Origin of the sequence: Arthrobacter sp. ok362 (assembly GCF_900102785.1) — a bacterium.
GTDB lineage: Bacteria > Actinomycetota > Actinomycetes > Actinomycetales > Micrococcaceae > Arthrobacter.
This window is the reverse complement of sequence record NZ_FNGC01000001.1, coordinates 332,780-346,241: the sequence shown is the minus strand read 5'-3', so window position 1 is coordinate 346,241 and position 13,462 is coordinate 332,780. Positions and strand designations below refer to the sequence as shown.

The 13,462-nt window shown below is 66.0% G+C and carries 13 protein-coding genes and 1 tRNA gene; 2 read left to right on the top strand and 12 right to left on the bottom strand.

Annotation, left to right across the window (positions count from 1 at the left end):
* The first annotated feature begins 33 nt into the window (after nucleotides 1–33).
* The gene (locus BLQ10_RS01485; RefSeq protein ID WP_091557464.1) at nucleotides 34–1,509 is read left to right on the top strand and encodes a sodium/solute symporter; all 1,476 of its coding nucleotides are present in this window, start codon (nucleotides 34–36) and stop codon (nucleotides 1,507–1,509) included.
* A gap of 17 nt (nucleotides 1,510–1,526) precedes the next feature.
* Here BLQ10_RS01485 and BLQ10_RS01480 read toward each other — a convergent pair whose 3' ends face one another.
* From BLQ10_RS01480 to rpsB, 6 genes are all read right to left on the bottom strand, one after another.
* Complete coding sequence (locus BLQ10_RS01480) at nucleotides 1,527–2,153, bottom strand: DivIVA domain-containing protein (RefSeq protein WP_091557461.1); 627 nt, start codon at nucleotides 2,151–2,153, stop codon at nucleotides 1,527–1,529.
* Between the two features lie 31 nt (nucleotides 2,154–2,184).
* Nucleotides 2,185–3,105, bottom strand: a complete 921-nt coding sequence (locus BLQ10_RS01475; protein ID WP_091557460.1) for a phosphatidate cytidylyltransferase — start codon at nucleotides 3,103–3,105, stop codon at nucleotides 2,185–2,187.
* Nucleotides 3,105–3,662, bottom strand: a complete 558-nt coding sequence (gene frr, locus BLQ10_RS01470; protein WP_018774548.1) for a ribosome recycling factor — start codon at nucleotides 3,660–3,662, stop codon at nucleotides 3,105–3,107. The genes BLQ10_RS01475 and frr overlap by 1 nt, the downstream gene beginning before the upstream one ends.
* A 152-nt stretch (nucleotides 3,663–3,814) precedes the next feature.
* Nucleotides 3,815–4,552, bottom strand: coding sequence for a UMP kinase (gene pyrH, locus BLQ10_RS01465; RefSeq protein ID WP_090576522.1), 738 nt, complete (start codon nucleotides 4,550–4,552; stop codon nucleotides 3,815–3,817).
* A gap of 175 nt (nucleotides 4,553–4,727) precedes the next feature.
* A complete protein-coding gene (tsf, locus tag BLQ10_RS01460; RefSeq protein ID WP_091557457.1) occupies nucleotides 4,728–5,564 on the bottom strand; it encodes a translation elongation factor Ts in 837 nt (278 codons plus the stop codon).
* 133 nt (nucleotides 5,565–5,697) lie between these two features.
* Entirely contained in the window at nucleotides 5,698–6,615 is a 918-nt protein-coding gene (gene rpsB, locus BLQ10_RS01455) for a 30S ribosomal protein S2 (RefSeq protein WP_091557454.1), read from the bottom strand.
* A 650-nt stretch (nucleotides 6,616–7,265) separates the two neighbouring features.
* Here rpsB and BLQ10_RS01450 point away from each other — a divergent pair.
* Nucleotides 7,266–7,847, top strand: a complete 582-nt coding sequence (locus BLQ10_RS01450) for a M23 family metallopeptidase (RefSeq protein ID WP_091557453.1) — start codon at nucleotides 7,266–7,268, stop codon at nucleotides 7,845–7,847.
* Nucleotides 7,848–7,914: 67 nt separating this feature from the next.
* On the opposite strand, the gene BLQ10_RS01445 is transcribed toward BLQ10_RS01450, so the two are convergent.
* The 6 genes from BLQ10_RS01445 to BLQ10_RS01420 form a co-directional block, all read right to left on the bottom strand.
* The gene (locus tag BLQ10_RS01445) at nucleotides 7,915–9,105 is read right to left on the bottom strand and encodes an acyl-CoA dehydrogenase family protein (RefSeq protein WP_091557450.1); all 1,191 of its coding nucleotides are present in this window, start codon (nucleotides 9,103–9,105) and stop codon (nucleotides 7,915–7,917) included.
* Nucleotides 9,106–9,305: 200 nt separating this feature from the next.
* Nucleotides 9,306–9,379 (bottom strand) — tRNA-Ile (locus tag BLQ10_RS01440).
* 151 nt (nucleotides 9,380–9,530) lie between these two features.
* Entirely contained in the window at nucleotides 9,531–10,727 is a 1,197-nt protein-coding gene (locus BLQ10_RS01435) for a glycosyltransferase (RefSeq protein WP_091557447.1), read from the bottom strand.
* Between the two features lie 105 nt (nucleotides 10,728–10,832).
* Nucleotides 10,833–11,735: a DMT family transporter gene (locus BLQ10_RS01430; RefSeq protein WP_091557446.1), complete on the bottom strand. Its 903-nt coding sequence runs from the start codon at nucleotides 11,733–11,735 to the stop codon at nucleotides 10,833–10,835.
* Nucleotides 11,735–12,358, bottom strand: coding sequence for a CDP-alcohol phosphatidyltransferase family protein (locus BLQ10_RS01425; RefSeq protein WP_091557444.1), 624 nt, complete (start codon nucleotides 12,356–12,358; stop codon nucleotides 11,735–11,737). Before BLQ10_RS01425 ends, BLQ10_RS01430 begins: the two co-directional genes overlap by 1 nt.
* 55 nt (nucleotides 12,359–12,413) lie before the next feature.
* Nucleotides 12,414–13,292 (bottom strand): phage holin family protein, encoded by an 879-nt coding sequence (locus BLQ10_RS01420; RefSeq protein ID WP_091557442.1) that lies wholly within the window; start codon nucleotides 13,290–13,292, stop codon nucleotides 12,414–12,416.
* Nucleotides 13,293–13,462 lie beyond the last annotated feature (170 nt).

The window sequence follows — 13,462 nt, the reverse complement described above, 5'->3', positions numbered from 1 at the left end:
GACCGGACAGCTGACGTCCCGGGTGAGCGGAACGTGAACCCCGTCGTCGGGGTGGCGGCGTTCGCCGCGGTCTCGCTCGCCACGGCCGTCATCGGTTTCTACGGGTTGCGGGTCTCCCGCACCACCGGGGACTTCTACGTGGCTTCCCGGACGGTCAAGCCGTGGTGGAATGCCTCGGCGATCGGCGGCGAGTACCTCTCCGCCGCGAGTTTCCTTGGTGTCGCCGGACTGATCCTGCTCTCCGGCACTGATGCCCTGTGGTATCCGGTGGGTTACACGGCCGGCTTCCTGATGCTGCTCCTGTTCGTCGCCGCTCCCCTGCGCCGCTCCGGCGCCTACACGATTCCCGATTTCACCGAGGCGCGCCTCGATTCGCGTGCCGTCCGCCGCGTCACAAGCCTGGTGGTAGTCCTGGTCGGCTGGCTCTACATCGTCCCGCAGCTCCACGGCGCGGCCCTGGCAATCCGGATCACCACGGGCCTGCCGGCCTGGGTAGGCCCGGTGGCGGTGGTCGGGGTCGTCTGCATCACTGTGGTGGCGGGCGGGATGCGTTCCATTACGTTCGTCCAGGCGTTCCAGTACTGGCTCAAGCTGACCGCGCTGGCGATGCCAATCGTGTTCCTGCTGTTTGTGCTGGGCGGCGGCGAATATGCTGCGTCGGAGTCGCCGCCGACCAGTACAGCCAATCCGACGGCGCTGGCCCCCGCGGGCCCGTATCAGATCATATCGCTGCTCGTGGCCCTGCTCTTTGGAACACTCGGTCTCCCGCACGTGCTGGTCCGTTTCTATACCAATCCGGACGGCCAGTCCGCCCGGCGGACCACCCTGATTGTCCTGGGCCTGCTCTCGGTCTTCTACCTGTTCCCGACGGCGTATGGCATGCTCGGCCGCATGTTTGCCCCCGCCCTTGCCCAGAGCGGCCAGGCCGATGCGCTGGTGCTGCTGCTGCCCGGCCGGATGATCGGCGGGATGGCCGGCGACCTGCTGACGGCGCTCGTGGTGGCCGGGGCGTTTGCGGCGTTCCTGTCGACGACATCCGGCCTGGTGGTCTCCCTGGCGGGCGTGATCAGCCAGGACGTGTTCGGCGGCAGTGTCGGGGGCTTCCGGCTGGCGGCGCTGATCTCGGCCATAGTCCCGCTGGGAATCGCGTCGATGACCGAATCGCTGGCGCTGGCCGGCAGCGTGGGGCTCGTGTTTGCCTTTACCGCGTCCACCATCTGCCCGGTCCTGCTGCTGGGCATCTGGTGGCGGGGACTGACGGACGCCGGGGCAATCGCCGGCATGGCAACCGGCGGCGTGCTCTGCGGCAGCGCGATGGTGGCCGGCTCGGTGCTGGGCGCTGCCCAAACGCCGTCGTGGCTGGCGCAGCCCGCCGCCTGGACGGTTCCGACGGCGTTCGCCGTCACGGTCCTGATCTCCCGGGCCACGCGGGGCCGCGTGCCGCGGACCATGACGCGCATCATGACCCGGCTGCACACCCCGGAACGGCCGCTCGCGACGGAACGGTGACCCGGCGTCGGGCGTGCTTAGTCGATGGCCGCCATGAGCTCGACGGCGCGCTCCAGGAACGCGTCGACCTGGCTTTCCTCGTAGCCCTCCCGGCCCACAGCGGGGCGGAATACGGCACGCCGGACGTTGTCCACGCTCAGCGGCTGGTCTTCCTCGAGGTAGCTGATCAGCTCCTGGCACAAATCGTCAACGTCGGTGGTGTTGTAGCTGCGGGCCTTGGGCTTGGACGGGCGGCGGAAGCGCTGGCCGTCCGGGCGATGCAGGCGTCCGCGCAGGACGCCCGCGAGCCGGCCGATTTCACGGAGCCAGGCTTCCTCGCCGCGTTCGGCAACCAGCTCATCGCGCTCCCGCCGGGCCAAGGCGTCTTCGAGCCGGTCCAGCGCGGCGTCCACGCCGGCCGCAGTGTAGCCGCCCTTCACGGGATCGAAGGACACGGCGCGGACGTCAGAGCTCTTGATTGCGCGGGCGGCCGAGGACGGAGCTTCAAATGACACCCGGGCGCGCTGCAGGAAATCGTCGACCTGCCTGGCGTTGTAGCCATACTGGTTCCGCTGCACGCGGTCGAAAGACGCAGGAATCTGCCGTTGAATGTCCACTGTTACTTTGTTCCTTTGATGCCGTTCGGCTGGTTTGTTCGGCACCATTCTAGGCGCCGGAAGTGCTGGTCCGGTGCTTCTAGGCGCCAACGAGGGCCGAGAACAGGATGAACGCCACCGGCGAGGCGAAGACAATCGAGTCCAGACGGTCCATGACGCCCCCGTGACCGGGGAGGATGCTGCTCATATCCTTGATGCCGAGCTCGCGCTTCACCATCGATTCGGCGAGGTCGCCGGCGGTGGCGGCTGCCACCATGCCCACAGCGAGCACGACGCCGAACCACCACGGCTCGCCCAGCACGAAGACCATGGCGAGCACGCCCACGATGACGGCCCCGGCGATCGAACCGGCGAAGCCTTCCCAGGTCTTCTTGGGGCTGATCTTGGGAGCCATCGGATGCTTGCCCAGGGATGCGCCCACGAGGTAGCCGAAGGTGTCGTTGGCCACCACGAGGAGCAGCAGGGTCGCGATCTGCCACGCCCCCTGCGGGATCACCCCGTCAGGCCACAGGCCCACCGGCGTCTCGCCGTCGGCGGTGTGCAGCAGCAGCGCCGCAAAGCTGATCAGGAACGGCACCCAGGACAGGGTGAAGACCCCCGCGAAGATGCTCCGGGCTGAACCGGCAGCGCCTTCCAGGGTCCGCCACAACAGCACCGCCACGCTGCTGACGAGCATGGCAAAGAGCAGGCTTTCGAGGCCGCCGAAGTAGGCGGCGATCGGCATGCCGACCGTGCCGACCATCACGGGGACGATCGGCAGTCGGGTGCCTGCGGCCTCCAGCGCACGGTAGATTTCCCAGACACCGAAGATCGCGAAAGTGGCGGTCACCAGGACGAAGCCGAGCGGGAGGAACAGCAGACCGCCGAGGACGCACACGAGCATGCCCACGCCCACCCCGACGGCGGCGGGCAGGTTCCGGCCCGCTTTGGGCGTCGGGTTTTCGCGTTGCTTCCCCCGCCTCCGGGCGCTTGGCCCGGAGGCCTCCTTTGCCGGATCCATCAGACCTCGAGCAGCTCAGCTTCCTTGCGCTTGAGCAGCTCGTCAATCCCGTCCACGTGCGCCTTGGTCATGGCGTCGAGTTCCTTCTCGCCGCGTGCGCCTTCGTCTTCGCCGGCGTCGCCGTCCTTGACGAGCTTGTCCAGCGTTTCCTTGGCCTTGCGGCGGATGTTGCGGATGGACACCTTCGCGTCCTCACCCTTGGACTTGACGATCTTGACGTATTCCTTGCGCCGTTCGCTGGTCAGCTCGGGAATGGTGATCCGGATGACGTTGCCGTCGTTGGAGGGGTTGGCACCCACCTCGGAGTCGCTCAAGGCGCGTTCGATGTCACGCAGGGCCGTCTTGTCGTACGGGGTGACGAGGATGGTGCGGGCATCCGGGACCGCGAAGGAGGCCAGCTGCTGCAGCGGCGTCGGCGTGCCGTAGTACTCCACGATGACCTTGTTGTACAGGCCAGGCGTCGCGCGGCCGGTCCGGATCGAGGCGAAGTCTTCCTTGGCTACCTCAACTGCCTTGTCCATCTTGTCCCCGGCTTCGAGCAAGGTTTCTTCGATCACGGTCTCTCCTCAGAAATTGGTGCGTCCCGGGGGCCGGGGCGCGGCACGTCTTCTTGTGCGCCTGTGTCTTCCGCCTGGCGCCTGCGTCTTCCGCCTGGCGCCTGTGTCTTCCCGCCTGGCGGCGGAAGGTCCTGAAAACATCCTAGCCGTTGCTACGGCGTGACGACGGTGCCCAGGTCTTCGCCCAGGATGGCGCGGGTGACGTTGCCCTCGCCTTCCATGCCGAAGACCACCATCGTGAGGTTGTTGTCCTTGCACATGGTCATCGCGGTCTGGTCCATTACGCGGATGTCGCGGCGGAGGGCGTCGTCGTAACTGAGGCGGTGCAGCTTCTCCGCCGTCGGGTCCTTCTTCGGGTCGGCGGTGTAGACGCCGTCGACGCCGCTCTTGGCCATCAGGACGACGTCGGCGTGGACCTCCATGGCGCGCTGGGCCGCGACGGTGTCCGTCGAGAAGTAAGGTAGGCCGGCGCCGGCGCCGAAGATGACAACCCGGCCCTTTTCCATGTGGCGGATGGCGCGGCGGGGAATGTAGGCCTCGGCGACCTGGCCCATGGTGATGGCGCTCTGCACCCGCGTTTCCACCCCGGCCTGCTCCAGGAAGTCCTGGAGGGCGAGGCAGTTCATGACGGTTCCGAGCATGCCCATGTAGTCGGCGCGGGAGCGGTCCATGCCGCTCTGGGACAGTTCGGCGCCGCGGAAGAAGTTGCCTCCCCCGACGACGATTGCGACCTCGACGTCGGGGACTGCGGCGGCGATCTGTTTGGCCACGCCGCGGACGGTATCCGGGTCAACGCCAAGTTTCCCGCCGCCGAAGACCTCGCCGGAGAGCTTCAAGAGGACGCGGCGCCTGTTCTTCTTTGGCTGGGCTGAAGTGGTGACGGTTTCCATGGTGCCTTCCCGTTGGTGAACTCTGAGTTAGGTTATCGTGCTGGGCGCCCAAGGCGGCATTCCGGCCGTGACCGGAACCGTGCCTCGCGCGTGCATGCAAAAGGGGTGGCCACCGTGGTGACCACCCCCTTAGCGTGCCTGGCTATTGCCTGACTGGTGTCTGGCTAGTCTCTGACTAGGAACCGACGCGGAAGCGCGTGAAGGCGGTTCCCTTGACGCCGGCCTCTTCGAGGACCTGGGCGACAGACTTCTTGGCATCCTTAGCGAATGCCTGGTCGAGGAGAACCTCGCCCTTGTAGAAGCCGGTGACGCGGCCTTCGACGATTTTGGTCATCGCAGCTTCGGGCTTGCCCTCGGCCTTGGCGGTTTCCTCGGCGATGCGGCGCTCGGACTCGACGAGCTCGGCCGGAACATCCTCGCGGGAGAGGTAGTTCGGGGACATCGCAGCGATGTGAACGGCGACGTCGTGGGCTGCGGTGGCAGCTGCTTCGCCTTCGCCGTCAACAGCAAACAGCACGCCGACCTGGGCCGGCAGATCCTTGGAGGTCTTGTGCAGGTAAGCGTCGACCGTAGCGCCCTCGATGCGGGAGATGCGGCGGACAACAACCTTCTCGCCCAGAACGGCGCCCTCTTCAATGACGACCTCGGACAGCGGCTTGCCGTCGACGTCGGTGGCCAGCAGGGTCTCGAGGTCGGCAGCGCCGGACTCGACGGCCACGGCCAGGACCTTGTCCGCCAGCTGGATGAACTTGTCGGCCTTGGCCACAAAGTCGGTCTCGCAGTTGACTTCGATCATCACGCCGACGCCGTTGGCGACCTTGGCAGCAACCAGGCCTTCAGCGGTGGAGCGGCCTTCGCGCTTGGTGGCGCCCTTCAGGCCCTTGATGCGGATGATTTCGATGGCCTTCTCGGCGTCACCGTTGGCTTCGTCAAGAGCCTTCTTGACATCCATCATGCCGGCGCCGGTGCGCTCGCGAAGAGCCTTGATATCAGCGGCAGTGTAGTTCGCCATGTGAACCCCTCTGTCTAGAAATTTATGTGGTGTACGGACCGACAGGACGGCTGCTCACCGAGTGAGCGGCCATCCTGTCGGTACCCCCTATGCAGCTGAGCGCATCTGGGGAGATCCAGATTTACTTGTCTGACTACTTGGCTTCGTCGGCAGCCGGGGCAGCTTCAGCAGCCGGGGCAGCTTCAGCGGCGGGTGCCTCTTCAGCAGCCGGGGCAGCTTCAGCGGCGGGTGCCTCTTCAGCAGCCGGTGCAGCCTCAGCGGCGGGCGCTGCAGCAGCTTCAGCCTTGTTGCCTTCGAGGAGCTCGCGCTCCCACTCGGCCAGCGGCTCTTCCGGAGCTTCCGTGGTGCCGGTGGCGCGCTGGTTGCGGGCGATGAGGCCCTCGGCAACGGCGTCGGCGACAACGCGGGTCAGCAGGTTGACGGAGCGGATGGCGTCGTCGTTACCCGGGATCGGGAAGTCGACTTCGTCGGGATCGCAGTTGGTGTCCAGGATGGCCACAACCGGGATGTTCAGCTTCTTGGCTTCATCGACAGCAAGGTGTTCCTTCTTGGTGTCAACGATCCACAGCGCGGACGGCGCCTTGGTCAGGTTGCGGATACCACCGAGGTTGGTTTCCAGCTTGGTGAGTTCGCGGCGAAGGAGCAGCAGTTCCTTCTTGGTGTAAGCCGAACCGGCGACGTCGTCGAAGTCGATCTCTTCGAGTTCCTTCATGCGCTGGATGCGCTTGGAGACCGTCTGGAAGTTGGTCAGCATACCGCCGAGCCAACGCTGGTTGACGTACGGCTGGCCAACGCGGGTGGCCTGCTCCGCGATGGATTCCTGCGCCTGCTTCTTGGTGCCGACGAAGAGAACGGTGCCGCCGTGTGCAACGGTGGCCTTCACGAACTCGTAGGCACGGTCGATGTAGGACAGCGACTGCTGCAGGTCAATGATGTAGATACCGTTGCGCTCCGTGAAGATGAAGCGCTTCATCTTCGGGTTCCAACGGCGGGTCTGGTGTCCAAAGTGGACGCCGCTGTCAAGCAGCTGGCGCATAGTTACGACGGGCATGCCGACGCTCCTTCCGGCAGGTCATTCATGAGAGAGCCCATGGCTCTCTTACCCTGCCAATAGTTGACGGTTGTTTAGCATTCGCCCGGGGCGGGCGTTGCTCCTGGCATCCACTGCGCTTCCCATCCGTACCCGAAGGAACGGACCGCAGGAGGCGCAGTCCTCCGCATCGGAAGTTTCAGGCTTCTTTTGAGGAGGGCTGGATACGCGTAGTCAGCTCCTGCTCCCCCGCACCCCTGAATGAGGCGTGCCGGCCCGGACAATCACGAATTATCGCGACGTACAAGCGTGAGGGCACAGCAAACTGCTCCACCAAGTGTACTACAGCGCCCCCGCCAGGAAGGACGGATTTCGCGGGGCTGCGGGGCCGGGTTCCGGGACTCTGGCGGGCGTCGGTGAGCACCTCCCGCGGCGCCCGTTGTGGCGGCCGGACGGGCATGAGGCTGGGGCGCCAACGCCCGTCGTGGCGGTATCCCGGTCAGGGCGGAATTCATCGTGGCCCCGTCGAGCACCTTTCGCGGCGCCCGGAACAGCGGCCGGCCGGGAGGCTTGAGGCTGGGGCGCCGGCCCCTTCCGTCCGCGTCAAAGGCTTTTCCACATAGCCATCGTGGAAGATTCCGCCCGGCGCGCCGCCGGGGCAGGCTGGGGCCATGAACTTCTCCCCCGGCCTTGCAGCATTGCTCCTATCACTGTCGCCCCTCCCAGCAGATTCCGTCGCCACGGCCGCCCGGGTTTCGGCTTCCGCCCAGGTTTCAATTTCCACTCGGGTTTCAATTTTCACCGACCGGGGATCCCCGAGGGCAGGGCCGGACCCGGCGCCGGCCTGGAGCTGGCCGCTCAGCCCGAGGCCAGCGGTACTGCGCGCCTTCGATCCCCCGGCCAGGCCGTGGCTCAGCGGTCACCGCGGTGTCGATATTGAAGCGGCACATGATGGTGCCCCGCTCATCTCGCCGGCAGCCGGGACGGTGAGCTTTGTCGGGACGGTGGTGGACCGGCCGGTCATCACCATCGATCACGGCAACGGGCTGCGCAGCAGTTTCGAGCCGGTGGCGAGTTCACTGACGGCGGGGTCCGCCGTGGCAGAGGGCGACGTCCTGGGGCAGGTACAGGCCGGCCACTGCGGTCCGGCGCCGCCCTGCCTTCATTGGGGCGTCCGCCGAGGCGAAGAATACGTCAACCCGCTGGCGTTCGTGATGGACCTGAGACCTTCTGTCCTGCTCCAGCCCCTTTAGGCCGGCCCTTGATGAACGGCTCCCCCGTGTTTGGACCCTGGCAGTTGCGGCGGCTATTCGGCGCGCATCAGACGATCGCGGAAATTCCCGTGATCGCCCGGCCGGTGACCAGGGTGTTGATCTCGTGCGTGCCCTCGTAGGAATAGATGGCTTCGGCGTCCGCGAAGACCTTGGCCATCTCGAAATCCGTCACGATTCCGTTGCCGCCGAGGATGCTCCGGCCCAGGGCCACACTTTCGCGCATGCGCGCGGTGGTGAACGCCTTGGCCAGGGCGGACTGCTCGTCCTTCGCCTCCCCCGCGTCCTCCAACTGGGACAGCCTCACCATCATGCCCATGGAGCTGACCGCGTTGCCGAGGATCTGCACGAGCTGGTGCTGGACCAACTGGAAGGAGGCAATCGGGCGGCCGAACTGGCTGCGCTCCACGGCGTAGCGCCGGGCGACGTCGAAGGCCGCGAGCTGCTGGCCCACCGCCTGCCAGGCCACGGCGAGGCGGGTGACCTTGAGGACCTTGTTGGTGTCGCGGAAGCTGTTGGCGTTGGCGAGCTTGAAGAAGTCTGGCACCACCACGTTATCGAGCGTGATGTCGGCGTTCTGGACCGTGCGAAGCGAGATCTTGTTCTCGATCTTCACGGCGCTGTACCCCTCGGTCTTGGTGTCGACGAGGAAACCCTTGACCTGGTTGTCTTCGACGTCGCGGGCGTAAATGACCACCCAGTCGGAGAAGGTGGCGTTGCCGATCCAGCGCTTGGCTCCGTTGAGGATCCAGTTCCCGCCATCGCGCCGCGCCGTGGTGCGCGTGCCGCCGGCGACGTCGGAGCCGCCAAGGGGCTCAGTGAGGCCGAAGGCACCGATCTTCTTGAGCGAGTAGATCTCGGGAAGCCACGCGTCCTGCTGCTCCTTGGAAGCAAGGGCTTCGATGGATCCGGTGAAGAGCCCGTCATGGACGCCCATGAACGTCGCGATGGACGTGTCCGCGCGGGTGGCTTCGGCGTGCAGGATTCCGGCGAAGAGGTTCGAGTAGCCCTGCCTCCTGACCGGGCTGACCAGGTCGATTTCGGCAAGCTTCGGGATCAGCTCCATGGGGAACTCCGCGCGATTCCAGCAATCGACGGCGATCGGCCTGACCTCGCGGGTGAGGAACTCGCGGACCTCGGCCAGCCTGTCCTGCTCCTTGGCGCTGAGCACCTGCTCGAACGCGAAGAAGTCGCCGTCGGCGTAGGGCAGGTTATGGATGTCGATTGCAGTTTTGGGCATGATGTTCCTTCACTCGTGATCAGCGGCGACCAAAAGGACGCGGGCTTCGCGCCAGCGCTATGTTACTCACCAGTAACATATCGCAGTCTGGTGTCGCCCGCAAGCACCGGGCCCGACAAGAAAGGAGCCGGGGCCGACGTCGAACGTCAGCCACGGCTCCCGTGGTGCGGACCCTGGATGAGGAGGGTTCCGCAGAATTGTAGGGCTACTCGGACTTGAACCGAGGACCTTAGGATTATGAGTCCCGCGCTCTAACCAGCTGAGCTATAGCCCCCTGCGCCCGGAACCAGACCCGGCCCACTGGGGCCGGATTGATTCCGGGCAAAAATACTCTAGCAATAGTAGACGCATCACACGCGCATGCGGCCACCGGTCGGCACGGCCCACGCCAGCGGCCGGCCCCAGCCGGCCTACCCGGAACCTGCCTAGACGACGAGGTCGTCGTAGCTGGCGCCCCGGTAGATGTCCTCAAATGTCTGCAGCGTGCGCCCGATGCTGTGGTTCTCCACCATTTCGCGGCTGGTCTTGCCCATTGCCTCACGCTCGTGGTCCGGCAGGGAGAACACGCGCGTCAGCTTGGCGGCGAGGTCATCGCTGTCCTTGGGTGTGAAGAGGTAGCCGTTCTCCCCGTCGCGCACCAGGTGCGGCAGCGCCATAGCGTCGGCCAGCAGGACCGGCGTCGACGCCGACATCGCTTCCAGGGTCACGAGGGACTGAAGTTCTGCCGTGCCGGGCATGCAGAACACGTCGGCCCTGATGTAGGCCTCGCGGAGTTCGGCGTCGCTGGCCAGGCCAAGGAACCGGACCCGGTCCGTCAGTCCGAGCCGGGCGACCTGGGCATCGAGGGCCGGGCGGACTTCTCCCCCGCCGACGATTTCCAGGTGGATGTCCAGGTCCTTCGACGTCTTGGCGACGGCGTCGATCAGCACGTCCACGTGCTTCTCCTCCGCCAGCCGACCGGCGAATAGTACGGTCGGGCTGGCGTGCCGTTCCACGGTTTCGTCGGGACGCAGCTCGTAAGCTGCGGCGTCGATGCCGTTGGAGAGGGGCAGGACCTTGCGGAGGAAGGCATGCTGGTGCATGGCCTTGGCAGCAAGCGGGGTGGGTGTGGTCACAACGTCGGCCTGGCCCATGACCTTGCCCATGTCCCGCCAGGAGATCCGGCCAATGATGTCCTTGAACCATTGCGGGAACGGCAGGAAGGGATTCAGGTTTTCCGGCATGAAGTGGTTCGTCGCCACCACCCGAATGCCACGCTTCACGGCCTCGTATAGGACGTGCTCGCCGATCATGTAGTGGCTCTGGATGTGCACGACGTCCGGCTGGATGCGGTCGAACAAGAGTCCGATTTCCTTCTTGATCTCCCATGGGAAGGTGACCCGGAAGTACTCGTGCGTGGGCACGGAATGGGAGCGCAGGCGGTGCACGGTAGCCTCGTCGCTGAACTCGCTGTAGCTCGCGCCCTTGCCAGGGCGGCACGCCAGGACGTGCACGTTGTGTCCGCGGGCAGTCATGCCCTTGGCGAGGCGGTAGCCGAACTGGGCGGCGCCGTTGACGTGGGGCGGGTACGTGTCAGCGGCAATCAGGATGGTCAGCGGGGGCTGGTTGTCGGACTTGGTCACGTGAAGAGCTCCTGGTGGTCGCTGTGCGGACAGCTGGATCTATGGCGGCCGGCTGGCGGTCGGCACAGGAGCGCCGGGCCTGCAGCCGAAGTCTGGACTGATGCCCTAGGACCTGCCCGCAGCCTTCCGCGCGTCCTTCTTGCGCTTGGTGACTTCCGGGTGGTGCCTGGAGAGGGCTATGACTCCCACGATAGCAAGTGATGCGGCGGTCCCCATGGCAATAGCCGTCACGGCATGGACGTCTGGGCGCAGTTCTCCCAGAATCACGATGCCGATCGCGATGCCCACAATGGGGTCGATCACGGTCAATCCGGCGATCACGAGGTCCGGTGGTCCGCCGGAGTAGGCGTTTTGGACAAACCACGACCCCAGCGCGCCTGCAGCGATAATCGCCACGACGCTGTACCACGGCACGTTCAGCAGGAACTGTCCGTTGGGATCGAGCAGGTGTCTGCCGATGATCCGGGTCAGGACAGCCACGAAGCCGAACAGGACGCCGGCGCCGAGGATGTAGACGAAGGCGCTCATGCGGTGCCTGAACAGCACGGCGAGCGTGCCGAAGAGCCCCACGGCCAGGGCCAGGAGCAGCACGATGGTCAGCTCGTCCGAGGCACTGACGTTGTGATTCTCTTGGGTCGCGTTGACGGCCAGCAGCACGAACAGCGCTGAGCCAGTCACGCAGGCCGAGATCGCCACGACGGTTGCCCGGTTCATGCTCAGGCCCTGGTCTTTGGTGTTGACCACGGTGGTGATGACCAGCGCGATCGCGCCGATCGGCTGCACCACTGTCAAGGGGGCCATAACGAGAGCGGCGGCGTTCATCGCCATCCCGACGCAGAGCAGCATGAGCCCGAAAACCCAGCGCGGACTGCGCGCGAGCCGCAGCAGGCCGTGGGTACTCAGCGCCAGCCCGCCGGTATCAGCCTTGACCGCGCTGCCCTGGCGCTGGGCGCCAAAGGCCAGGCAGAAGGCGCCGAGGACCGCAAGCGAAACCGCAAACCACACCATCAGCGGGAGCCGCCGTCGTGCGCCCGAAGCTGCCTGCCCTTGCCGATAATGGCCCCGACGTAGTTGTAGGCCGCGATCCAGTGCCCCACGAGTCCAAGGCCCAGGAAGATCCACGCGACCGTGGCGTAGACGTTCGCGGCGGGCACCGGAAGTTTGGACAGCACCAGCAGCGGCGTGCCCACCAGCAGCAGGCCCGTCCGGATCTTTCCGATGCGGCTCACCGGCAGATCCGGGTGGCCGTGGAAATAGAACAGCGACAGGGCCAGCAGGACCGCGTCCGGGACCAGCAGTGCGACGAGATACCACCACTCCACGACGCCGGCGATCACGAGGGTCACGGCCACGGCGATCAGCGAGAGCCTGTCGGCAATGGGATCCATGACTCGCCCGAGGTTGGACATCTGGTTGAAGCGGCGGGCGATGTAGCCGTCCACCCAGTCGGTGCCGGCCATGATGGCGAGCACGAGGGCGCCGTAGCCGTACTCGTGTTCCGAGAGCACGAGCCAGATGAAGAGCGGAACACCAAGGAAGCGCACCACGGTCAGGACATTTGGAACCGTGAAGACCGCGTCGCGGTGGACGAGGGGTCGCCCGGGGCGGGCGCCAGCGCCGATGAATTTCATCGATTCCCCCCTTCCGTGGACGGCAACGGTTCGGCGTTTCGGTTCAGGGGTCTGTCTAGCCCTTCATCAGCCTGCGCACCAGGACCGCAAGGGCGGCGGCCGACGCGGCCAGCACAGCCAGGGGCTTCCAGCGGTCCTTGAGCTGGCCAGCCAGGTTCTGCACGTCGGCGGATGTGGGCGTCCCTGCCGAGGAGCGGGCTGAGGAGCCGAAACCTGCAATCTTGTCACTGAGCTGCGCTTTGCCGACCTGCAGCCGGGCCTGGGTGGCGGCCAGCAGCGTCTGGGCCTGGGTCTTGAGGTCGAGTTCCCGGCCGAGGTCGTCCCGCGCACCGGTGAGATTCGTGCGCCGCTGGTCCAGCCGGTGTCGGAGTTCGGCTTCTGTGGGGGCGGGCCCCAACTCGGGCTGCGCGGCAGCCTTGGCTTCCCTTTCCGCCCGTGCCTTGGCGGCTGCAGCTTCCTTGGCGGCCTTCGCGGCTTTGTACTGTTCGGAGTTCGGATCCAGGACCCGTGCGTCGAACGCCGAGCCTTCCTTGGCGATGCCGAGATCGTACCTGAGTCCCCGGAGTGTGTCCTCGGGAACCAGGGGCATGACCGCCTTGAACTTCCTCAGCCCGATGAGTGCCCCGATCGCGGCGATGATCAGGCAGACGGCGGAGACCAGCAACGCGGCGAGCCACGCCGGCATGATCGTGGCCAGACCCATGATCGCGGCGACCATCAGACCGATCACCAGAAGCGCAACGAAGACCAGGGCGACGGCGAAGAAGGCACCGGCAACACCGAGCTGCGTCCCCTTGCGCTTGATTTCGGCCTTGGCCAGAGCAATCTCGTCAGTGAGCTGCCGGGGCGCCAGTTTGAAGATCACCTTCAGGGTTTGCGGCAGCGCGGAAATGCGCAACCCCCTGCCTGTCCCGCCGCTGTGACGTCCGCTCATCGGTCCCGCCTAACTGGTGCCATCCGTCGATCCGCTCGCGCGGGCTTGCCGGGTCTGGACAGCTTCGCACAGACCCCGGTGTCAAAACTATCATTTAGGCTCTTGGGAGGCCTTTTCGGGCAAGGCGTGGCGCGCCCGCCCAGCCACCCGCCGGCTGCCCCGGCGGGCCC

Coding starts and splice junctions, on each gene's coding strand:
- BLQ10_RS01480 (WP_091557461.1), bottom strand. CDS start 2,153: ATGGTGCCGAACAAACCAGCCGAACGGCATCAAAGGAACAAAGTAACA.
- BLQ10_RS01475 (WP_091557460.1), bottom strand. CDS start 3,105: ATGGATCCGGCAAAGGAGGCCTCCGGGCCAAGCGCCCGGAGGCGGGGG.
- pyrH (WP_090576522.1), bottom strand. CDS start 4,552: ATGGAAACCGTCACCACTTCAGCCCAGCCAAAGAAGAACAGGCGCCGC.
- tsf (WP_091557457.1), bottom strand. CDS start 5,564: ATGGCGAACTACACTGCCGCTGATATCAAGGCTCTTCGCGAGCGCACC.
- rpsB (WP_091557454.1), bottom strand. CDS start 6,615: ATGCCCGTCGTAACTATGCGCCAGCTGCTTGACAGCGGCGTCCACTTT.
- BLQ10_RS01450 (WP_091557453.1), top strand. CDS start 7,266: ATGAACTTCTCCCCCGGCCTTGCAGCATTGCTCCTATCACTGTCGCCC.
- BLQ10_RS01445 (WP_091557450.1), bottom strand. CDS start 9,105: ATGCCCAAAACTGCAATCGACATCCATAACCTGCCCTACGCCGACGGC.
- BLQ10_RS01430 (WP_091557446.1), bottom strand. CDS start 11,735: ATGGTGTGGTTTGCGGTTTCGCTTGCGGTCCTCGGCGCCTTCTGCCTG.
- BLQ10_RS01425 (WP_091557444.1), bottom strand. CDS start 12,358: ATGAAATTCATCGGCGCTGGCGCCCGCCCCGGGCGACCCCTCGTCCAC.
- BLQ10_RS01420 (WP_091557442.1), bottom strand. CDS start 13,292: ATGAGCGGACGTCACAGCGGCGGGACAGGCAGGGGGTTGCGCATTTCC.